General features: G+C 44.1%; 20 protein-coding genes. 11 read left to right on the top strand and 9 right to left on the bottom strand.

Annotated elements, in window-relative coordinates; genetic code table 11:
- Positions 1 to 12: 12 nt before the first annotated feature.
- From AB4323_RS12975 to dbpA, 6 genes are all read left to right on the top strand, one after another.
- Complete coding sequence (locus AB4323_RS12975) at positions 13 to 1,326, top strand: TolC family outer membrane protein (RefSeq protein ID WP_372152654.1); 1,314 nt, start codon at positions 13 to 15, stop codon at positions 1,324 to 1,326.
- Positions 1,326 to 1,964 carry an OmpA family protein gene (locus AB4323_RS12970; protein WP_372152652.1) on the top strand — a complete coding sequence of 213 codons (639 nt, stop codon included), beginning with the start codon at positions 1,326 to 1,328 and terminating at the stop codon, positions 1,962 to 1,964. The genes AB4323_RS12975 and AB4323_RS12970 overlap by 1 nt, the downstream gene beginning before the upstream one ends.
- The gene (locus AB4323_RS12965; RefSeq protein ID WP_102333940.1) at positions 1,964 to 2,908 is read left to right on the top strand and encodes a PstS family phosphate ABC transporter substrate-binding protein; all 945 of its coding nucleotides are present in this window, start codon (positions 1,964 to 1,966) and stop codon (positions 2,906 to 2,908) included. The genes AB4323_RS12970 and AB4323_RS12965 overlap by 1 nt, the downstream gene beginning before the upstream one ends.
- Before the next feature lie 210 nt (positions 2,909 to 3,118).
- On the top strand, positions 3,119 to 3,706 hold the full coding sequence (locus AB4323_RS12960) for a hypothetical protein (RefSeq protein ID WP_017071598.1): 588 nt from the start codon (positions 3,119 to 3,121) through the stop codon (positions 3,704 to 3,706).
- 217 nt (positions 3,707 to 3,923) lie between these two features.
- Positions 3,924 to 4,832: an aldo/keto reductase family oxidoreductase gene (locus tag AB4323_RS12955; protein ID WP_017064347.1), complete on the top strand. Its 909-nt coding sequence runs from the start codon at positions 3,924 to 3,926 to the stop codon at positions 4,830 to 4,832.
- A 148-nt stretch (positions 4,833 to 4,980) separates the two neighbouring features.
- On the top strand, positions 4,981 to 6,360 hold the full coding sequence (gene dbpA / locus AB4323_RS12950; protein WP_372152650.1) for an ATP-dependent RNA helicase DbpA: 1,380 nt from the start codon (positions 4,981 to 4,983) through the stop codon (positions 6,358 to 6,360).
- A 140-nt stretch (positions 6,361 to 6,500) separates the two neighbouring features.
- Here dbpA and AB4323_RS12945 read toward each other — a convergent pair whose 3' ends face one another.
- Positions 6,501 to 6,674 carry a hypothetical protein gene (locus tag AB4323_RS12945; protein WP_017059478.1) on the bottom strand — a complete coding sequence of 58 codons (174 nt, stop codon included), beginning with the start codon at positions 6,672 to 6,674 and terminating at the stop codon, positions 6,501 to 6,503.
- 303 nt (positions 6,675 to 6,977) lie between these two features.
- Between AB4323_RS12945 and AB4323_RS12940 the strand changes: the two genes are divergently transcribed.
- The gene (locus tag AB4323_RS12940) at positions 6,978 to 7,814 is read left to right on the top strand and encodes a DUF6279 family lipoprotein (protein WP_371724967.1); all 837 of its coding nucleotides are present in this window, start codon (positions 6,978 to 6,980) and stop codon (positions 7,812 to 7,814) included.
- A gap of 72 nt (positions 7,815 to 7,886) precedes the next feature.
- On the opposite strand, the gene AB4323_RS12935 is transcribed toward AB4323_RS12940, so the two are convergent.
- From AB4323_RS12935 to AB4323_RS12920, 4 genes are all read right to left on the bottom strand, one after another.
- Positions 7,887 to 8,510: a PolC-type DNA polymerase III gene (locus tag AB4323_RS12935; RefSeq protein ID WP_372152648.1), complete on the bottom strand. Its 624-nt coding sequence runs from the start codon at positions 8,508 to 8,510 to the stop codon at positions 7,887 to 7,889.
- 70 nt (positions 8,511 to 8,580) lie between these two features.
- Positions 8,581 to 8,982 (bottom strand): PPC domain-containing DNA-binding protein, encoded by a 402-nt coding sequence (locus AB4323_RS12930; RefSeq protein ID WP_372152646.1) that lies wholly within the window; start codon positions 8,980 to 8,982, stop codon positions 8,581 to 8,583.
- 133 nt (positions 8,983 to 9,115) lie between these two features.
- Positions 9,116 to 10,312 carry a DEAD/DEAH box helicase gene (locus tag AB4323_RS12925; protein ID WP_102320726.1) on the bottom strand — a complete coding sequence of 399 codons (1,197 nt, stop codon included), beginning with the start codon at positions 10,310 to 10,312 and terminating at the stop codon, positions 9,116 to 9,118.
- Between the two features lie 196 nt (positions 10,313 to 10,508).
- Positions 10,509 to 12,140, bottom strand: a complete 1,632-nt coding sequence (locus AB4323_RS12920) for an NAD(P)/FAD-dependent oxidoreductase (RefSeq protein ID WP_372118883.1) — start codon at positions 12,138 to 12,140, stop codon at positions 10,509 to 10,511.
- Between the two features lie 253 nt (positions 12,141 to 12,393).
- On the opposite strand from AB4323_RS12920, the gene fdxA reads away from it, so the two are divergent.
- Positions 12,394 to 12,717: a ferredoxin FdxA gene (gene fdxA / locus AB4323_RS12915; protein WP_010431058.1), complete on the top strand. Its 324-nt coding sequence runs from the start codon at positions 12,394 to 12,396 to the stop codon at positions 12,715 to 12,717.
- Between the two features lie 97 nt (positions 12,718 to 12,814).
- Here fdxA and AB4323_RS12910 read toward each other — a convergent pair whose 3' ends face one another.
- The 3 genes from AB4323_RS12910 to AB4323_RS12900 all read right to left on the bottom strand — a co-directional run bounded on the left by AB4323_RS12910 (position 12,815) and on the right by AB4323_RS12900 (position 15,296).
- Positions 12,815 to 13,549, bottom strand: a complete 735-nt coding sequence (locus AB4323_RS12910; protein WP_065584752.1) for an RNA methyltransferase — start codon at positions 13,547 to 13,549, stop codon at positions 12,815 to 12,817.
- A 175-nt stretch (positions 13,550 to 13,724) separates the two neighbouring features.
- Positions 13,725 to 14,777, bottom strand: a complete 1,053-nt coding sequence (locus AB4323_RS12905; RefSeq protein WP_032545660.1) for an aldo/keto reductase — start codon at positions 14,775 to 14,777, stop codon at positions 13,725 to 13,727.
- Positions 14,778 to 15,149: 372 nt separating this feature from the next.
- Entirely contained in the window at positions 15,150 to 15,296 is a 147-nt protein-coding gene (locus tag AB4323_RS12900; protein ID WP_017059486.1) for a hypothetical protein, read from the bottom strand.
- A 348-nt stretch (positions 15,297 to 15,644) separates the two neighbouring features.
- Between AB4323_RS12900 and pepT the strand changes: the two genes are divergently transcribed.
- The 3 genes from pepT to AB4323_RS12885 all read left to right on the top strand — a co-directional run bounded on the left by pepT (position 15,645) and on the right by AB4323_RS12885 (position 18,384).
- Complete coding sequence (pepT, locus tag AB4323_RS12895) at positions 15,645 to 16,877, top strand: peptidase T (protein ID WP_372058160.1); 1,233 nt, start codon at positions 15,645 to 15,647, stop codon at positions 16,875 to 16,877.
- Positions 16,878 to 16,954: 77 nt separating this feature from the next.
- Positions 16,955 to 17,422, top strand: coding sequence for a DM13 domain-containing protein (locus AB4323_RS12890; RefSeq protein WP_372052339.1), 468 nt, complete (start codon positions 16,955 to 16,957; stop codon positions 17,420 to 17,422).
- A 119-nt stretch (positions 17,423 to 17,541) separates the two neighbouring features.
- Positions 17,542 to 18,384 (top strand): mechanosensitive ion channel family protein, encoded by an 843-nt coding sequence (locus tag AB4323_RS12885; RefSeq protein WP_372152644.1) that lies wholly within the window; start codon positions 17,542 to 17,544, stop codon positions 18,382 to 18,384.
- 129 nt (positions 18,385 to 18,513) lie between these two features.
- On the opposite strand, the gene AB4323_RS12880 is transcribed toward AB4323_RS12885, so the two are convergent.
- Entirely contained in the window at positions 18,514 to 18,957 is a 444-nt protein-coding gene (locus AB4323_RS12880; protein WP_017059490.1) for a dCMP deaminase family protein, read from the bottom strand.
- Positions 18,958 to 19,194 lie beyond the last annotated feature (237 nt).

Raw genomic sequence — 19,194 nt, 5'->3', positions numbered from 1 at the left:
AAAGGAAGTGTAATGCATTCAAAATTCTTACTCTCTTCTTGCTTGCTAATGAGTGGGCTGTCTCAAGCCGCTTCATTAGAAGAGTCCGTGGCCTTTGCCATCGACTATAGCCCAGAGATATTGGCGCAATACTCCCGATACCAATCGGTGGTCAGAGACGGAGACGCGGCGAGTGGTTTGTATATGCCGCAAGTGAACTTGTACGCGGCAGCAGGTTATGAAGAAACGCGCTACAACAGTGGTATCAAACTTGATAGCGATGATAGAGGCCTAACGAGAACGGAAATTGGCGTTAAAGTATCCCAGTTACTATTTGATGGTTTTAAAACCACATCGAATGTCGATCGACTGACGTTCGAAGCAGAAGCTGAGCGTCTAACTCTGATTTCGCGAGCTGAAAACGTATCGTTAGATGTGGTGAGAAATTACCTCGATATCCTAAAAGCAGAGACGCTACTTGAATTGTCTAAGCGTAATGTAAAAGAGCACCAAGAGATCTATCAAGATATCCAAGATAAAAAGAGCAAAGGCTTGAGTAGCAACTCGGATCTGGCTCAAATCTCCGCCCGTGTCGCGACCGCGCAGTCTTCACTTATCGCCGCTCAGAACAACCTGTTTGATTTGCAAACTCAGTATCTACGCTTGGTTGGCAAACCTGCGGTGAACTTGGTTTACCCCCGGTTTGATTACGCTCTATTACCAAGCTCAGCACAGGTCGCACTTGAACAAGCTGTCGAGAATCACCCTGAAATCAAAGCCTCTTTGCTTGATATCGACGCGGCTCGTAAAGAGATGCGCCGCGAGAAAGGGGATTACTACCCAGAACTAAAACTTGAGCTTCATGCCAATAAGAATGACAACGTATCTAACCCGCCAGGCGGTGTCGATGAAGATGCACGTATCATGTTGACGATGGATTATGACCTGTTTAATGGCTTCTCTACCGACTCCAGGGTTGAATCGTCAGCTTGGCGAGTGGAAGAGGCAAGGGCGATCCGATTACGAACAGAGCGTGAGGTTCGAGAAGGTACACAACTGGCTTGGAACGCTTACAAAATGCTTGAGCAGCAAAAATCCTTACTTCAACAGAATGTTGATGCAGCGAAAATTGCAGAGCTTGGCTATATCCAGCAATTCAATGTTGGCAGACGAAGCCTTCTTGATGTACTGGATGCAAAAGTAGAAGTGTTTTTGGCTCGAAGAAACTTCATCAGCACTGAATATGATCAAACGTTAGCGGCTTATCGAGTGTTAAATGCGATGGGTATGTTGACGTATGCGTTGAGGATTGAACATCCAGAAGAGTGGCAAGGGGAGAATAAGTAATGAGATATTTTAAACTAGCGCTACTTAGCTCTATCTTGCTAATGGGATGTGCAGAAACGCCTGATACGACAATGACACGCCACCAAATTGATGACTTAGCGGATAATGACCGAGATGGTGTGATTAACCAGCGAGATCTATGTGCCGATACGCCAGAAGGTGTAACGGTAGACATTAAAGGGTGTGCTAATTGGAAAATTGTCGAAGATATTGAAGTATTAAGTGTGGCATTTGATTTTGATAAGTATGACCTTAAACCTGATCATACCGCTGTATTAAATGAGTTGGTGCGTTTACTAGGAGAGCAGCCTGATGCTTCGGTTACCTTGGTCGGAGATACCAGTGCTGAAGGTACAAACGTTTATAACAAAGCATTGGCCAAGAAAAGAACTGGCGTGATTCGAGACGCATTGATTGATAGAGGCATCAATGGTGAGCGTATCTTCGAACAAGAGTTTACTCAGATAACCAGCTTAACTCAGCACCTTCACAAGCGTAAGCGCAGAACGATTGCGGTGATTAAGACAGAAAGCATGGAAGTGAATCCATCTTGGAACATCTTCACTTCAGAAATGCAGCTCGATAGTAATAGCGATGTTGAGTCTAAAACGTCGATTGATCCAGTAGGAGGCCAGTAATGAAACGTCTATCGAATAAATCGGGCTTACTGCTTGCTGCTGTACCTATGTTGTTCTCTGCATCGACGTTCGCGAATGATGCCAGTGACATTGGTTTGGTCGCGATTGAGCCGAATATGCAGGGGCTTGTAGAAGATCTGCTTAAGAGCCAAGAGATCGACTTAGAAATCTTGTTGAGTGACAGCGTCCCAGAACAGATGATCATGCAGCGCTCGCGTGTTGGTATCACTTCCAAAAAGTGGACTGACAAAGAGATGGCTAGGTTTGATATGCGTTACGGTTATAGGCCAACAGAGCTGATGTTTACCGCTGACGTGATTGCGATTCTAGCCAATGAAAATAACCCTGCGACATCAATCACCGTCGCTGAATTAATTGATGTGTTTGGTTGTTCTAACGATCCTAAACATCCAAAATGGTCAGCAAGTAGTGATATTCGTAACGGTGAAAGCCTAGATACTCATATGTTGCCCTTTGCCATTGATCACAACCTGAAAGGCCATACTACCTTTTCAAGTTGGGTCGAATGTGGAACAGAAGGAGAATATGCCCATACTCAGTTCTTAGCGGATTTACCTGATCTGATTAATAAGATTGAAGACGAAGATGCCGCCATTGGTTACACCGTTTACTCAGATCAGATCTCTGATGTGAAATGGTTGAGCGTGGTTGATAACCTAGGTGTGAACTACGACCTAAACAAAGAAACGATCCTCTCTGGTCGTTACCCGTTAGCAACGGTTTATTACATGTACTTGAATATTCCAGCGCATCGCAAAGGCTTTACGGAACAAGAGGAGTTCTTTGTTGGGCTTACCTTGTCACAAGATCATCAAGTCGTTTTGAACCAATACGGCTTCATCAGCTTGCCGCCAGAAGCTATTCAACGTAACAAAGTCAGATTGTCGCTTGAAGAGCCTGCTATTGAAGGTGGCTACAAGTAATGGGTATGTCATGTTGTAACTGTTGTGGGAGAGTGATATTCTCTCTTTCGTAATGGTTCTCAACGTGACGGATTACGTTATTCGGTGATGAAATTATCTAGCGGGCATGTATGCCCGTTTTTTTTCGCCTAAAATTTGCGACTCGAGCAGTTGTTTGTCGTTTGGTCACGTATAATGGACACTTCATATAGCGCTAAATAAGCCCAGTCGATGAAAATCTTTCAAGTTCTAATCTTGCCTCTAATGCTGTCCCTCAATGCTATTTCATTTTCAGCGCAAGCAACCGAAAGCTGGTGGCTAAGAACAGTATTTAACAGCAGCCCAAGTCTGCCGAATTCTCAAAACTATATTAATGATATCGAGTTGATGGATTGTGGTGAGATCGAAGGTACTTTGTTGTGCAGTGACTTAACCCAATATTACGACCTGGATGTGTATGTTGAACTGGAGTTGGGGGACTCAAGTGTCGAAACGGTTCGCTTAAACCTGCCATATTCGGACCTAAGTTACACAAAGCTTCAGGCATACCTTCGCCAAGATGGCTTTGCTCTCAGTTCAATTCGTATTGGTGAAGATGAATTCGATGTTACAGCTCAACTCGAACAAGCTCGAAATGAAGGTGTTGGTTTCGATAAGGTGGATAAACAGCTGGTCGAATTCATCAACGCGCCTCACGGTTCAGCAGAGCAACTGAGTGTGTGGAATGTGCCTAGCTTATCTTCTTCTAGCTCTACTTCTCCTTGGATTCAGTTACAGAGTGATGGTGACAACTTAACGGTTGAACTTAATCGTTTTTAATTGCTCAAATTTATAGATAGTTTCGTTATTTATTAGGCTAAACAAGCCTTTCAGGAGAACGGCTCGCGGGCAGACAGCAAGTTATAATTCATTTAAGTGTTCGTTTTTCTGCGGCTCTCACATTTTTAATAAGCGTTTAGCTTTGCCATTTGTTATACGTTGAGCCTTCGGTAAAACGAGCTTAGGATACGTTCAGTATTGATAAAGGAGACAACCCATGGTTGCAAGAGTAACGATAGCGCCACAAGGCCCAGAACTTTCTGAGTTGGTGCAAGGATACTGGCGTACAGCAGAGTGGGGCATGACCCCGCAACAACGCCTGACTTTCCTGAAGCAACATATTGATCTTGGCATCACAACTGTTGATCACGCGGATATTTACGGTAACTACCAATGTGAAAAGTTGTTTGGTGAGGCTTTAGCGCTTGAACCAAGCCTTCGTGATGATATTCAAATCGTCACCAAGTGCGATATCAACCTATGTGGTGACCACACTCCAGATCGTAAGATCAATCACTATGACACCAGCGCGCAGCATATTTACCAATCAGTAAATAACTCATTAGAGCACTTAGGTGTTAACGATATCGATGTATTGTTGATTCACCGCCCTGACGTGTTAATGGATGCCGATGAAGTAGCAGAAGCGTTCGCAGAGCTACACAAAGTAGGTAAAGTTAAGCACTTCGGTGTTTCTAACTTTTCACCGCGTCAGTTCGAACTGCTTCAATCTCGACTCGGTAAGCCGTTAGTGACCAACCAAGTTGAAATCAACCCATTGAACTTCGAAGTGGCTCATGATGGCACGCTAGATCAACTGCAGATGAACCGCATTCGCCCGATGGCGTGGTCTTGTCTCGGTGGTGGTAGCATCTTCAGTGGTGATTCAGCGCAAGCGGTTCGCGTTCGTGATGAGCTAGAGGCGATTCGTCAAGAAGTCGGTGCAGACAGCATTGATCAAGTGATTTACGCTTGGGTTCGTCGTTTACCATCTAGTCCAATTGCAATTATTGGTTCTGGTAAGATTGAGCGTGTGAAGACGGCCGTTGATGCACTGAAAATCGAGCTGACGCGCGAACAGTGGTATCGCGTATGGGTGGCATCTAAAGGTCACGGTGTGCCATAGAAAGCAATTCGTATAGAAGTCAAAGCCAGCTAAGTAAGCTGGCTTTTTTGTGTTCGCCTAACATGTTTCTCCAAAACTGTGATTAAGGTGGAATAATTTTCAAAAACACTCATAATGCACTCTGTTTTTCACCAGTTGGATATTTCCATTGAGCACTTCAAAATTCTCTTCAATCGCCCTTAAACCAGAGCTTCTAAATACGTTAGATTCTCTTGGTTATACTGAAATGACGCCGATCCAAGCGTTAAGTCTTCCTACTATCCTAAATGGCAAGGACGTTATCGGTCAGGGTAAAACGGGTTCAGGTAAAACAGCTGCTTTCGGTTTAGGCGTGCTGCAGAACCTACGCGTTAAGCGTTTCCGTGTTCAGTCTTTAGTGTTATGTCCGACTCGTGAGCTTGCAGACCAAGTAGCAAAAGAGATTCGTACTCTTGCTCGTGGTATTCACAACATTAAAGTGCTGACACTATGTGGCGGTATGCCAATGGGCCCACAGATTGGTTCACTAGAGCATGGCGCACACATTCTTGTGGGCACACCTGGTCGTATTCTTGATCACCTAGAGAAAGGCCGCATTGACCTGTCTGAGCTGAACACACTTGTGTTAGATGAAGCGGATCGCATGCTAGAGATGGGTTTCCAAGACGCTTTGGATGCTGTGATTGAAGCGGCGCCAAAAGAACGCCAAACTCTGCTATTCAGTGCGACTTTCCCTAAACAGATCAAATCTGTTGCAGACCGCATTATGCGCAATCCAGAAATGGTGAAGGTTGAATCAACACACGATCACTCAAGCATCCAACAACACTTCTACAAGTTAGAAGGTTCTGAAGCTCGTGATGACGCTCTAGAGCTGCTGTTACTTCATCACCAACCGGAGTCTGCGGTTGTGTTCTGTAACACTAAGAAAGAAGTGCAGAACGTAAACGATGAGCTAAGCCACCGCGGTTTCAGTGTTATCGAACTTCATGGTGACATGGAACAGCGTGAACGTGACCAAGCTTTGGTTCAGTTCTCAAACAAAACCATCTCGATTCTAGTGGCGACAGACGTTGCGGCTCGCGGTCTTGATGTTGATAACCTAGATGCTGTGTTCAACTTTGAATTGTCTCGCGACCCTGAAGTTCACGTACACCGTATTGGTCGTACTGGCCGTGCAGGAAGCAAAGGCGTAGCGATCAGCTTCTTTAGCGAAAAAGAGATGTACCGTGTTGCTCAAATTGATGAGTACATGGACATGCCAATCGAGCCATCTGAACTGCCAGCAAAACCAATTGCTAAGCCGTACTACTCAAACATGGTTACCATCCAAATTGATGGCGGTAAGAAAGCTAAGCTTCGTGCTGGTGATATTCTTGGCGCACTGACGAGCCAAGGCGGCATTGATGGTAAATCAGTAGGTAAGATCAATCTGTTTGCAATGCGTGCTTACGTAGCGGTAGAAAGATCTGTGGCTAAAAAAGCACTGAACAAAATCGAATCAGGTAAAATGAAGGGTCGTCAATTCCGCGCCCGAATCCTGAAGTAATTCGAGACTGAATCCCTTTGCTGCGATATGTCTAATTAACGACATTGCTAATTAATGGCATTGCAGTAAAGGGTGTTCCACAAAATGCCACTTAAGTTTCTTATCTTAGGTTTATCGACCTAGTCCTCTATACCAAAGCATTATTCATCGGGTCTTATCGAATAAAGATCGTTGATATGTTTTCCTTCGCTAAGATACCAAGTCATCGCTTCCTGTCGATTGTCAACCAATATCGTGATTGTGGTTATTGAACCATCATCAAAATAACAAAGCTCATATTCTAAATCGCTTGGATGATCAGGAATAGCGGCCATAGCTTCCCTCCCAAATATCAATCATTTTAAATACGTCAACCCAACTCATTTATAGGGCTCGTATCACGTCAAATGAGTAATAAAATCAAGTTACATCACTGCCATTAATTATTTTTAGTTTAATCATTTGCCTAAATAGCTAGATTAGCAAGTTTGGGTCTCAATTTATCTCAAAGTTTTTACGACCACTGTTTATTAAGACTACTTTTATAAGAGCTAGAATTAGCGTTATAAAAACTGGGCTAACCTTAAAGGGATGAGTTAATCGGTTTGTGGCTTTGTTGAATGTCGTGAGAGGGTAGAATGAGAAAGTGCCGGTGGTTAGTTTTAGTGATCTGTTTTCTATTTACTGGGTGCGGGACCAAGTTCGCCTATAACAATATAGGTTGGTTTGTCGTTAGCTATATAGAAGATTTTGTTTCCCTCTCAAATAGCCAAGAATCAGAGCTTGAAGAGCGATTAGATATATTACAAAAATGGCATAAAGAAACTCAGCTACCTCTGTACATCTCGCAATTAGAAGCGATTCAAAACGTAGATCGGTCGGATATGAATCCCGCTTTTATTGTGGGCCAAAGTGAACAAACGAAAGAGCATATTCGCACAATCGTCAATAAGTTCGCTCCAGATATTTACGCCTTGAGTATGCAGCTTAGCCCTAAGCAAGACAGGGAGTTTTTAAAGAACTTTCGTGAAAAGCAGCAAGACTATTATGAAGAAAGGTTGTCGTTGAACGATGCCGATTCGAGAGAGCGATACCGAAGCAGAATAGAAGAGCGCGCAGAACGGTGGTTAGGTTCAGTATCGAAAGAACAAAAACAGATTATTTTGGCTTGGTCTAAAGAGTGGGTAAATACCAATAGCAGTTGGCGACAATATCAAAACAACACCTATCAAGAGCTAACGACGCTGATGGCAAAGAAGAGCGATCTGCATATTGCTCAGCCGATTATCATGAAGTTGCTTTTAAACAATGAAGCTTATTATCCTGATGAACTTGAGTCACAACTCAACCAAAATATGGAAACATCAGCCAAGTTTTTAGTAGATATGGCCGCGACCAGCAGTAACAAGCAGTGGGCGTATTTTATGAATGAGTTAGAAAGCCTCAAAGGAACGTTGGAGTCATTGCAAGAGTAGAGCGTTCTTTTTAAAGGCTAGCGGTCATTATCGAGCTAGCCTTTCATCACACTTTAAGGTGAATTTCGGAACCTAACCCCTGTTACTCATCAGTAGTTTTGGAATCGAACTTTTGGCTGTCTTCGATATTTTCTGCATTAATTGGAAGCTCGGTTGTTGAATACCGTGGTCACTCTTCAGCTCATCGATCATTAATAACCACAACCTTGCTGTCATTTCTGAATCGGCTAATGCTCTGTGGAAAGTGCCGTCGTTGTCTATGCGCTTGAATCGAACTAGGTCGCCCAATTTATGGGTTGGAGCGTCTTGGATTAGCCGACGAGCAATCAACATTGAGCATACAAACTGTCCGTTGTAATCACGCCCTATATCGTCTAATTCTGCGTCGAGAAAGCGTTTATCAAACGATGCATTATGAGCAACAAGCTGACTGTCTTGAATAAAGTCTGCAAACTCATCCATCACTTCACTGCAACTGGCCGCGGTGTTCAGCATGCGGTTAGTAATGCCGGTGTAGCTTTCAATGAAGCCACTCACACGAACCCCTGGATTCATGAGTTGTTGGAAGGTGTCGACGACTTCGCCGTTAACGAGTTTAACCGCACCGATCTCAATCGCTCGGTCACCCATGTTTGGTGATAAGCCTGTGGTTTCGAAATCGAGAACGATAACGGAATCTGCGGAGTTTGAAGCCATCGTGTTTCCTAATTGCTGTTTGGTAGTATCGCTTTATATGGGGCGTTTGGTGTTGCTATGGGTCAATCAGTTATTTGCTAGTGCCGATAGTAAGTTCAGTGTAACCCGTCGAATCGTCGTGCTCTCTGCTGAAGGTCAAAGTATCGTAGCGGTGAACGATAAGTTCAGTGGTGGTTGCGATAATCGTCCCTTCAAGCAAATGCCCACCAATCACGTTGCCATTCTCATCAGCAACGGATATATGAACATGCTGGTGGTTTGGGGTTAGCGTTGCCATCACCGAGACTATTTCGAACGGAGCTTGAACTAGCTTGGTGTTGTTGGCATTAGCTAAGCGAATATTGAGTTGAGAAACACATCCGACACAAGACGCAATAGAGCCCGCGGAGATATTGTGCGCTGTCACTAGCCTCTGGATCTCTAGCTTTAGGTCTTGGCCGCGGGTTAATCTCGTTGCGATAGGAGTGATCATCTTATTGCCTCAACGTTATATGTATTTCAAAGAACAAAACGAAGCCACATAGGGCTTCGTTTTATTTTCATTTTGGCTAACGCGACTTTTCTTTTGGTTAATGCAACTTTGCATTTTCTGTCGCTGAAATTACTTAGCCTTGTTGCTGTTCTCTTTTCTTCTTAGGAACGAAGTTCAATACTGAAATGGGTACTTCTTTGCGTGGTTCGAAACCTTCAACAACGCGACGTTCAATCAAGTGACCAAGACGCTTTTCAATAATGCACAGGTTTTTGAAGTTATCTTTTGATAGGAAAGAGATCGCTTCGCCAGATGCATCAGCACGGCCTGTACGACCAATACGGTGAACATAATCATCTGCTGGGAATGGCATGTCGTAGTTCACTACGCGGCTTAGGTTGTCGATATCGATACCACGAGCAGCAACACCCGTCGCGACTAAGTATTTTAGGCGACCTTTCTTAAAGTCAGCCAAGATTTTTTCACGAATCGCTTGGCTACGTCCACTGTGGAAAGCTTCCGCTTGAATACCACGTTTCTCAAGTTGAGCAACCAACTTAGCCGCGCCGTGCTTGGTTTCGATAAAGATAAGCGCTTGGTCCCAGTTACCTTCGGTAATCATGTGGCTCAATAGTGCTGACTTACGGTCTTTATCTACCGTTACCAACCATTGCTCAATGTTCGCTTTAGACGCATCAGTCTTGGCAATCGAAATCTCTTCCGCTTCACTGATTGCACTTTTCGCTAGTGCACGCACTGGCGTTGAAAGCGTTGCCGAGAACAGCAGGTTTTGGATGTCTTGTGGTAGACGCGCGATGATCTTGTTGATGTCTTCAATGAAACCCATGTCTAGCATGCGGTCAGCTTCATCTAGAACCAGTACTTCCACTTCATCAAAGTGAACGGCACGTTGTCCGTACATGTCGATCAAACGACCTGGTGTTGCCACAAGAATATCCACGCCTTCAATAAGACGATCTTTCTGGTGTTGGTAAGACACGCCACCGTACATCGCTAGTGATGTTAGGTTTAGGAACTTCGCGTACTTAGTGATGTTCTGTTCAACCTGAACTGCCAGCTCACGCGTTGGTGTCAGGATAACTGCGCGGATACGTTTTTTACGCTGCGTTTCACCTTTGCTTAGCATTTCTAAGATAGGGAGAACAAAGCTCGCAGTTTTACCTGTACCTGTTTGTGCTGCAGCAATAAGGTTCTTACCAGAAAGAACAATCGGAATTGCTTTTTCTTGAATAGAGGTTGGCTTTTCATAGCCTTGTTTTGCAACGGCTTTAACAATAGGTGAGCTTAATCCAAGCTTGGAAAATGGCATAAGTTTCTCGGTATGATTTGGCTAAATAGCGATGGAAAGGTTTAACAATCTTATACAAGGATAAGATTAATGGCGGCATTCTACCATGTTGCTTGCTCACCGCTAGTCACATGCACATAAAAAAATCCAGTGTCGACAAGACACTGGATTTTCAGTTTTGGGTGTTCGCTATTTAGCTTGGGTTTATCGAAAGCGTTTAAGCGATCTCAATCTTCTCTGCTTGGTTCTGTTCTACCATTGACAGAGCAAGTGCTTCCGCAACCTTAATACCATCGATACCAGCAGAAAGGATACCGCCTGCGTAGCCTGCACCTTCACCAGCCGGGAAGAAGCCCTTAAGGTTGATGCTTTGGAAGTCTTTGCCACGTTTGATGCATACAGGAGAAGACGTACGTGTCTCAACACCGGTAAGTAGGCCGTCTGGCGTAGAGAAACCTTTGATCTTCTTCTCGAACGCTGGGATTGCTTCACGAATCGCTTCGATAGCAAAATCAGGCAGCGCTTTTGAAATATCAGTCAGGTGGATACCCGGCGTGAATGACGGTTGTACTTCACCGATTGCACTTGGATCGCGACCTTTCAAGAAGTCACCGATTTTTTGAGCTGGTGCATCGTAGTTTTCACCACCAAGAACATAAGCGCCGCTTTCTAGTTCACGTTGTAAACGGATACCAGCCAGTGCGTCACCTGGGTAATCACGCTCTGGGTCGATACCTACAACGATCGCGCTGTTTGCGTTACGTTCTGCACGAGAGTATTGGCTCATGCCGTTCGTTACTACGCGGCCTTCTTCAGACGTTGCAGCAACCACAGTACCACCTGGGCACATACAGAAGCTGTATACAGTGCGGCCATTCTTACAGTGGTGAACGAGTTTGTAGTCCGCAGCACCTAGGATTGGGTTGCCTGCGTTCTTACCGAAACGAGCTTCATCGATCATCGATTGCTTGTGTTCGATACGGAAACCAACAGAGAAAGGCTTCGCTTCCATGTAAACGCCACGATCGTACAGCATTTCAAACGTGTCACGAGCACTGTGGCCAACAGCCAATACCACGTGACGAGATTTGATCTCTTCACCGTTAGAAAGCGTTAGGCCAGTGATTTGACCATCTTCCATATGAACGTCGTCAACACGAGTGCTGAAACGGATTTCGCCACCAAGTTCAATGATAGAAGCGCGCATCTTTTCGATCATGGTAACCAGTTTAAAGGTACCGATGTGCGGCTTACTTACGTATAGAATTTCTTCTGGTGCACCCGCAGCAACGAACTCTTCAATTACTTTACGGCCGTAGTGCTTTGGATCTTTAACTTGGCTGTACAGCTTACCGTCAGAGAAAGTACCTGCGCCGCCTTCACCAAACTGTACGTTTGATTCTGTGTTCAGCGTACGCTTACGCCAGAAACCAAAGGTATCTTTCGTACGCTCACGAACTTCTTTACCACGCTCAACGATGATTGGGTTGAAACCCATTTGAGCAAGCACTAGGCCAGCGAATAGACCACATGGGCCAAAACCGATAACCACAGGGCGCTCAGTTTGGTTCTCAACCGCTTTAGCAACAAACTTGTACTCCATATCAGGAGTCACTTTTACGTGCGGGTCGCTAATGAATTGTTCTAACAACTCAGCTTCGTTTTCAACGAGAACGTCAAGCGTGTAGATAAGTAAGATCTTTGATTTCTTACGAGCATCGTAGCCACGTTTAAAGATATTAAAAGAGAGTACCTGATCAGAGTTAATACCAAGTTTCGCTTCAATAGCGTCTTGAATAGCAGACTCTTCATGGTCTAGTGGGAGTTTAATTTCGGTTAAACGTATCATTTCGATGTCTCGTTTTTATAGGTGTCTTAGCTAGTTCGTTTCTTTATACAGAGTTTGATGAAAACGCTGATGTTGAAAGAAGCGATAAGCTCACAATGGCGCGCATTTTACGAGAAATTGATTTATCTGTCATACTAATTTGGAAACATGGAGCAAATAGACACGATATTAGAGCCGTATGATGTTGAATTTTGCTTTGGGATGAGTATTATCCCCATTCTTCAATTTTGACTAACTTATAGAGCAGAGCATCATGGCATTTGTCGTAGGCGATAATTGTATTCAATGTAAATACACAGACTGTGTGGCAGTGTGCCCCGCAGATGCGTTCCATGAAGGCCCAAATTTCATGGTAATCAACCCAATCGAATGTATTGATTGTGGTTTATGTGTACCTGAATGTGATGCTCAAGCGATCTTCCAAGAAGATGAGCTACCAGAAGATCAAAAAATCTTTATCGAAGTGAACGCAGAGCTTGCCGAAATCTGGCCGGTACAAACGGAAGTAAAAGCACCAATGGATGACGCTGAGAAGTGGAATGGTGTCGCTGATAAGTTGGCAATGCTAGAAAAGTAATTGTTGAAAAGAACTTAGATAAAAAGGCGTACTGATTTAATCAATACGCCTTTTTTAATATTTGAACATTGTCGACTGGATCGTTAGCTTATGAGACCTAGCTGTGCTGACGACGCATGTTGTCGAGAATGATGCCAGTCGCCATTGCAACGTTCAAAGACTCTGCGCCACCGAATGCTGGAATCGTAATCTTATCTGTCACGTATTTAGCGGCGTGTTCACGAATACCGTGAGACTCGCTGCCCATCAGCAAAATGCCATTTGCAGTGAAGTCAGTCTTATGAACACTTTCGCCTTCCAAAAATGCACCGTAAACCGGTAGATTCGCTTGCTCTAAGTAAGCTGGTAAGTCAGTTTGACTTACGTGTACTCGGCCAAAGCTGCCCATAGTCGCGCTGATAGTTTTAGGGTTGTATGGGTCTGCGCAATCACTGCTCGCAACGATATGCTTGATGCCATACCAGTCTGCTACGCGAATAATCGTACCTAGGTTGCCAGGGTCTGAAACGCCATCAAGTGCAATCATCAGTCCTGTCGCTTCTGGTAGTTCAAACGTTGGGATCTCAACAACCGCAATCGCTGCATTGTTACTTACCAAAGTGCTCGCTTTGGTTAGGTCATCCAGTGAGGCTTCAACACAATCAAACTCAATCAGTGATGCGTGATTTTCAGATAAGAAATCAGCGGTAGCAAAGACGTTCTTCACGACTAAGTCACTATTGAACAGCTCAAGAACGTTCTTTTCACCTTGAACTAGAAACAGGCCGTGGGCTTTACGTTGTTTCTTTTGGCCCAAAGCACGAAGGAGTTTTAATTGGTTTTTTGAAATCATGTTTTTATCCTAGATATAAGCCCGCGCATTATAGAGCAAAGGTTAGCGAACCAAAAGCGTGATGACTCAATGCGATCTACATAAAAAGCAAAAGCAACTCACTTAAAAAAGAAAAGCGCACTAAATAGCGCGCTCTTATGGGATTTACTCACCTAAGTTAAGCTGAACTGACAGCCTAATACGGAGCAGGATAGCGTTTAAATACTGTGTTGATATCAGTCAGGATTTCTTCTGATAGCGGTTTACTAAAAGCGGCTACGTTCTCTTTTAATTGCTCCATGGTCGTTGCACCGATGATGGTGGACGTCACCCCATCAACTTGATTACACCATGCCAATGCCAGTTGGCTCGGAGTAAATCCATGAGCGTTTGCTACTTCAACATAGCCTTTAACCGCTTCGTTGGCAGATTCAGTGTCACGGAAAATGCCTTTACGTTGCATGTAAGTCCAACGGCTGCCTTCCGGTCTTGCGCCATCGATGTACTTTCCACTCAACATGCCTGCAGCTAAAGGTGACCATGGCAGGTAAGCTACATCTTCATGCACACAGTTCTCAATCAGATATGGCCAGTCTTTTGCGTGCAGTAGGCTAAATTCATTCTGAATCGAAACCATACGTGGCAAATCGTGTTTTTCACTCAGCTTGAGGTAAGTGTTAATGCCCCAAGTAGAATCATCTGAAAGCCCGACATGGCGAATTTTCCCCGCCTTAATGCAGCTTGCCAGTGCTTGTAGGATTTCCAACATCTCAGCTTCATGCTGCTTTCGGTCAATATCACTGAATCGAATGTGATTCGGGAAATGCTTACCAAAGTGAGGCGTTGTACGATTTGGCCAATGAAGTTGGTAAAGGTCGATATAGTCTGTTTGTAGGCGTTTTAATGATGCGTCAACGGCTGCGATCACCGCTTCACCCGTTATCGGGCCGCCATCTCGAACCCAAGGAAGCCCTGGCCCGGCAATTTTGCTCGCAATGATCAACTCTTGTCGACGCTGTGGGTTACGCGATAACCAGTTACCAATGATCGCTTCTGTTTTTCCGTAGGTATCTGGAGAAGGTGGAACCGCGTACATCTCTGCAGTATCGATAAAGTTAATACCTTGGCTTAATGCGTATTCGATCTGTTGGTCGGCTTGCTGCTGCGTATTTTGTAGCCCCCAAGTCATGCTGCCAAGACAGATACGGGAAACGGGAATTTGACTACTTCCTAGCTTTGAATATTCCATTGAATTCGGGGTTCCTGTGGTTAGGTTCTCTGGTACTCGCATTATAGTTTTGAAAAGAGGGCGAGTGAGGAATGAAAACGAATATGAATTATTAGCACAAAATGACACGACAAGGTATGGCATCGGGGAGTTTAGTGAGTCATTTCTCAGCGCTGCAAGCTAGTGTGTGCAATGCGTGAAAATACATTCGCGAGAAACTATGAGCCAATTGGTGATCGAGAAGTGAAGAACAACAAGCAATGAGCGAAGGTTTAATGTTCAGCTTGTTTGGGAGTGGGGGAGAGGAGAACAGATCAAAAATAAAAAAAGCTCTACCGGATAGAGCGTAGAGCTTTTTTATAGGGGTCTTAATAGTGCTAGGTATTCATTGAGTTACGAGGTCGCGTTTGTGTCTAATCCACCCTGGATCTGCGCCTGTCTTAGAGCTTCCTGCCTTTGAACTTCTTTCTCAGTTAATACTGGTCGAAGAGTTTCCTCAGAGGCTTGAGGAGAGAAAATGAAATATTTATTAATCGTCATAACTGTGTCTCCGTGTAACGTATGACAGATTCTGCATCAAGGATAAATTGTGATCATCATCCACTTTGTACTTTTGTTAGGCTGAGAGCGGAGGGCGTAGAATGCGTACAAAGCGATCTCTTATCATCCGTATGCAATGTTGAACTGACGAAACCCTCTGTTTTCAAGTATAGGAAGCGCATCTAATTTCGCACAATAATGATTTAGAGCAATTACATACATGGTCAGGGGCGTAAGATGAAAACCCTCGCTACTGACTCTGTGCTCGTATTTATTTAACGATGTATCACTTATCGACATAATAATTAAGTCAGTAAATCAATTACTTAATCCATGGTGAGATGAATTATGGAAAAGCTTGTAGAACGTTTTCTGAATTACGTTACTTTTGATACCAAATCCGATCCTTCTAATCAGCAATGCCCAAGTTCACCGGGTCAAATTACCTTTGCTGAAGCCTTAAAGTTAGAATTGGTGGCATTAGACTTAGTTGATGTGTCTTTAGATGACAATGGATACTTGATGGCGAAACTGCCGTCGAATGTCGATTACGATGTGCCTGCGATTGGCTTTGTGGCGCACATGGATACCGCTCCTGACGCATCAGGCGCCAACGTGAAACCACAAGTGATTAAAGATTACCGAGGTGGAACGATTGAATTAGGGGAAAGTGGCGAGAGTTTGAACCCAAGCCAGTATCCAGATCTTGATTCTTTACATGGTCACGACCTGATTACGACTGACGGCACAACTCTGCTTGGTGCCGACAACAAAGCGGGCATCGCTGAAATCATCAGTGCAATTGCTTACCTGAAAGCGAATCCAGACATCAAACACGGCGACATCTGCATTGGTTTCACGCCGGATGAAGAGATTGGTCGCGGTGCGAACCTGTTTGACGTTGAAAAATTTGGCGCCGAGTGGGCGTACACCATCGATGGTGGCCCAGTAGGGGAGTTGGAATTTGAGAACTTCAATGCCACGAGCGCCGATGTTATCTGTCATGGCGTGAACGTTCACCCGGGCACCGCAAAAGATAAAATGGTGAACTCGATGAACATTGCAGCGCAATTCCAATTGATGATGCCTGCGCAAGAAACACCAGAGTGCACAGAAGGTTATGAAGGCTTCTACCACCTGAAATCGGCGGAAATGGGTGTGGCTCGCTCTGAACTGGGATACATCATCCGTGATTTTGAACGTGAGGGTGTAGAAGCGCGTAAAGCATTCATGCAGCAGAAAGTCGATGAGCTGAATGAGCGCCTTGAGAAAGGCCGTGTTGAGCTGGTGCTAACCGATAGCTACTTCAACATGAAAGAGATGGTTGAACCGCATCAACATATTATTGAATTGGCCAAGCAGGCGATGATTGAGTGCAATGTCGAGCCAATGGTTAAACCAATCCGAGGTGGTACAGACGGTGCTCGTTTATCTTTCATGGGGCTACCATGTCCGAATATCTTTACTGGTGGCTACAACTTCCACGGTATTCATGAGTTCATTACCATTCAAGGCATGGAACAGGCGGTTAAAGTGATTGTTGAACTGTCACAACGCACAGCCGTTCACTACCAAAAATAGCGGCCTTTAGCACGATATCTCTTTGTTTTTTTTGAGAGTATTCAATAATACTCTCTTTAAGCATAAGGGAGTACGCAATGAAAAAGTTAGTTTTACTTTGCACCCACTTAGCCGTGGGTGCTTTTGGTTTTGGGCTGGGTGTTTACGCATTACCTATCTTGATTGAGCCTGATTCTCCTTCCTCAAGTTCTGTTGAAGCGATCAGTGAGCAGGCTATCTACACGGGTGAGTTCACTAAAGATCGACAAGACAGTGACTTCTTGCACTGGGGAGAAGGTATCGTTTCTGTGTCTGAAAGTGCGATCGCTTTTGAAGGTGAATTGGCGCCGGGGCCTGATTACAAGGTCTACCTCTCACCTAAGTTCATTGAAACCGAGCAAGCTTTCAATGACAGCAAGAGCGAGTTACTGAGAGTCGGAGATGTGAAAACATTCGACCGTTTTATGGTTGAGCTTCCCGAAGGTACTGATCTTAATCGATTTAATACGGTTGTGATTTGGTGTGAAACTTTTGGTCAATTTATTACTTCTGCCAAGATAAAATGATAGCCTTAGCTAGGCTAATACCAGATTGTAAACGAGCGCTCAGGAGTTGAGCGCTTTTTCATAGCGAAGTCTCCGCTAATCGTTGTAAAGCTCGTCGTTGTAATGCTAAGGAATAAGTAATGGAAAAAGTGTGGCAAGTAATTGATTTTCTACTCGCTCATAAGTTTATTTTTAGTGCGTTGATTATCACTATTATTTTAATCATTCGCCGAATCACCTTATCTCAAATAAGAGGTGATGTTGCTTTGCTTAGTGAAGACCAACGTAACTGGATGTCACGAACCAAAAACGGCACATTCGCGATTATTGTTGTAACGTTATTTGTGTTGTGGAAATCCGAAATCAGCGAGTTTGCGCTATCTGTCACGGCCATTGCTGTTGCGATAGTAGTGGCTTCAAAAGAGATCATTTTGTGTTTCACCGGTTCTATTCAGCGTGCGAGTTCTCGCTCATTTAGAATCGGCGACTGGATCGAAGTGGGTAAAATAAGCGGTGAGGTGATTGAGCACAATTTGATGGCGACTGTGATTCAAGAAATCGATTTGTATCATGGGCAATATCACTTCACTGGTAAGACAGCCACGCTGCCTAATAGTATGTTCTTCACCTATCCGGTAAAGAACCTCAACTTTATGAAGCGCTATGTTTATCATAACTTTTTTGTGACGGTGAAAGACTTTGTAAACCTATACCCTATGGTGCCGGGTCTTATTGTGAAAATTGAAGAGCATTGCGAAGAGTTTATCGATGTTGCTCGCCGTTACAACGGTGTGATCGAAAAGCACGCTGGTGTTGACCTTCCGGGTTCTGAGCCTCACATCCATATCACAAGCAGTTCGACAGGTGAGCAAGAAGTGCACTTTATGATCTTCTGTCCGACCGAAAAAGCGATTCATTTAGAGCAAGATATTCGTAAAGACTTTATGGAAGCGTACGCGGAAGCATTCCCAACGAGCGCTTAGTTTGCTCATCAGTTTACAGTGACCAAGCTATAGTCTCTAAACTATAAGTCCAAACTATAAGTCCAAACAAAAGAAAGCCGAGAGCGATTAGATCGACTCTCGGCTTTTTTGTTCTTGCTATCTGTTCGTTTAATCTAGGTCAGCCAGTGGCAACCAATCGACTTTTACGCCTGCTTGTTCAAACATATCTTGGCTCACTTTGATTTTATCGCCCCAACGCGAAAGAAAGTCTTCACTTTGCTCTGGGCAGTGTACTGCTGAAATTCCTGTTTGGATGATCTTGGCTGCACAGTTTGGACAAGGAAAGTGAGTCACCCAGATTTCACAGCTGTCCAAATCACGCTTGGCGAATAAGATCGCATTTTCTTCAGCGTGAAGTGTCTTGAGGTACTTCATCTCTCTGTCATCAGTATCCGCACTATCAGACACGCCATGTGGGTAGCCATTAAAACCAACAGAAACAATGCGGTTGTGCTTAGTGATTACGGCGCCGACTTGAGTTGAAGGATCTTTACTCCAAGAACCGACCAATTCCGCCATTTGATAGAAACGTTTAGCCCATTTTGAAATCATGAGAATTCCTTAACAATTAAATGTGAATGCTTATCTGTCTGACAATACATTATGTTAGACAATATCCATAGAGAACAAAAGCTGAGAGATTGATTTACTTAGGAATTGTAGCGTGTTTGTAATTACTTTATAAGCACTTGGTTTCAATTAACATATTGATACACTTTGGCCAGTTATAATTGATATTCCTCGGACAATGGTAACAGAGGTGTTACGTAAATTTTATGCTGTTCAAAT

This window comes from Vibrio sp. 10N.261.52.C11 (assembly GCF_041471405.1).
In the GTDB taxonomy this organism is placed as follows: domain Bacteria; phylum Pseudomonadota; class Gammaproteobacteria; order Enterobacterales; family Vibrionaceae; genus Vibrio; species Vibrio crassostreae_C.
Note: the sequence above shows the minus strand (reverse complement) of the source record. Positions and strands in the feature narration are given on the sequence as shown.

Bases quoted from the DNA above. Each gene is read 5' to 3' on its own strand.
- AB4323_RS12935 (WP_372152648.1), bottom strand. From the start codon at position 8,510: ATGGCTTCAAACTCCGCAGATTCCGTTATCGTTCTCGATTTCGAAACC.
- AB4323_RS12905 (WP_032545660.1), bottom strand. From the start codon at position 14,777: ATGGAATATTCAAAGCTAGGAAGTAGTCAAATTCCCGTTTCCCGTATC.
- AB4323_RS12930 (WP_372152646.1), bottom strand. From the start codon at position 8,982: ATGATCACTCCTATCGCAACGAGATTAACCCGCGGCCAAGACCTAAAG.
- AB4323_RS12890 (WP_372052339.1), top strand. From the start codon at position 16,955: ATGAAAAAGTTAGTTTTACTTTGCACCCACTTAGCCGTGGGTGCTTTT.
- AB4323_RS12965 (WP_102333940.1), top strand. From the start codon at position 1,964: ATGAAACGTCTATCGAATAAATCGGGCTTACTGCTTGCTGCTGTACCT.
- pepT (WP_372058160.1), top strand. From the start codon at position 15,645: ATGGAAAAGCTTGTAGAACGTTTTCTGAATTACGTTACTTTTGATACC.
- AB4323_RS12900 (WP_017059486.1), bottom strand. From the start codon at position 15,296: ATGACGATTAATAAATATTTCATTTTCTCTCCTCAAGCCTCTGAGGAA.
- AB4323_RS12940 (WP_371724967.1), top strand. From the start codon at position 6,978: ATGAGAAAGTGCCGGTGGTTAGTTTTAGTGATCTGTTTTCTATTTACT.
- AB4323_RS12975 (WP_372152654.1), top strand. From the start codon at position 13: ATGCATTCAAAATTCTTACTCTCTTCTTGCTTGCTAATGAGTGGGCTG.
- AB4323_RS12910 (WP_065584752.1), bottom strand. From the start codon at position 13,549: ATGATTTCAAAAAACCAATTAAAACTCCTTCGTGCTTTGGGCCAAAAG.
- AB4323_RS12970 (WP_372152652.1), top strand. From the start codon at position 1,326: ATGAGATATTTTAAACTAGCGCTACTTAGCTCTATCTTGCTAATGGGA.
- AB4323_RS12955 (WP_017064347.1), top strand. From the start codon at position 3,924: ATGGTTGCAAGAGTAACGATAGCGCCACAAGGCCCAGAACTTTCTGAG.
- fdxA (WP_010431058.1), top strand. From the start codon at position 12,394: ATGGCATTTGTCGTAGGCGATAATTGTATTCAATGTAAATACACAGAC.
- AB4323_RS12945 (WP_017059478.1), bottom strand. From the start codon at position 6,674: ATGGCCGCTATTCCTGATCATCCAAGCGATTTAGAATATGAGCTTTGT.
- AB4323_RS12960 (WP_017071598.1), top strand. From the start codon at position 3,119: ATGAAAATCTTTCAAGTTCTAATCTTGCCTCTAATGCTGTCCCTCAAT.
- AB4323_RS12920 (WP_372118883.1), bottom strand. From the start codon at position 12,140: ATGATACGTTTAACCGAAATTAAACTCCCACTAGACCATGAAGAGTCT.
- AB4323_RS12925 (WP_102320726.1), bottom strand. From the start codon at position 10,312: ATGCCATTTTCCAAGCTTGGATTAAGCTCACCTATTGTTAAAGCCGTT.
- AB4323_RS12880 (WP_017059490.1), bottom strand. From the start codon at position 18,957: ATGATTTCAAAATGGGCTAAACGTTTCTATCAAATGGCGGAATTGGTC.
- AB4323_RS12885 (WP_372152644.1), top strand. From the start codon at position 17,542: ATGGAAAAAGTGTGGCAAGTAATTGATTTTCTACTCGCTCATAAGTTT.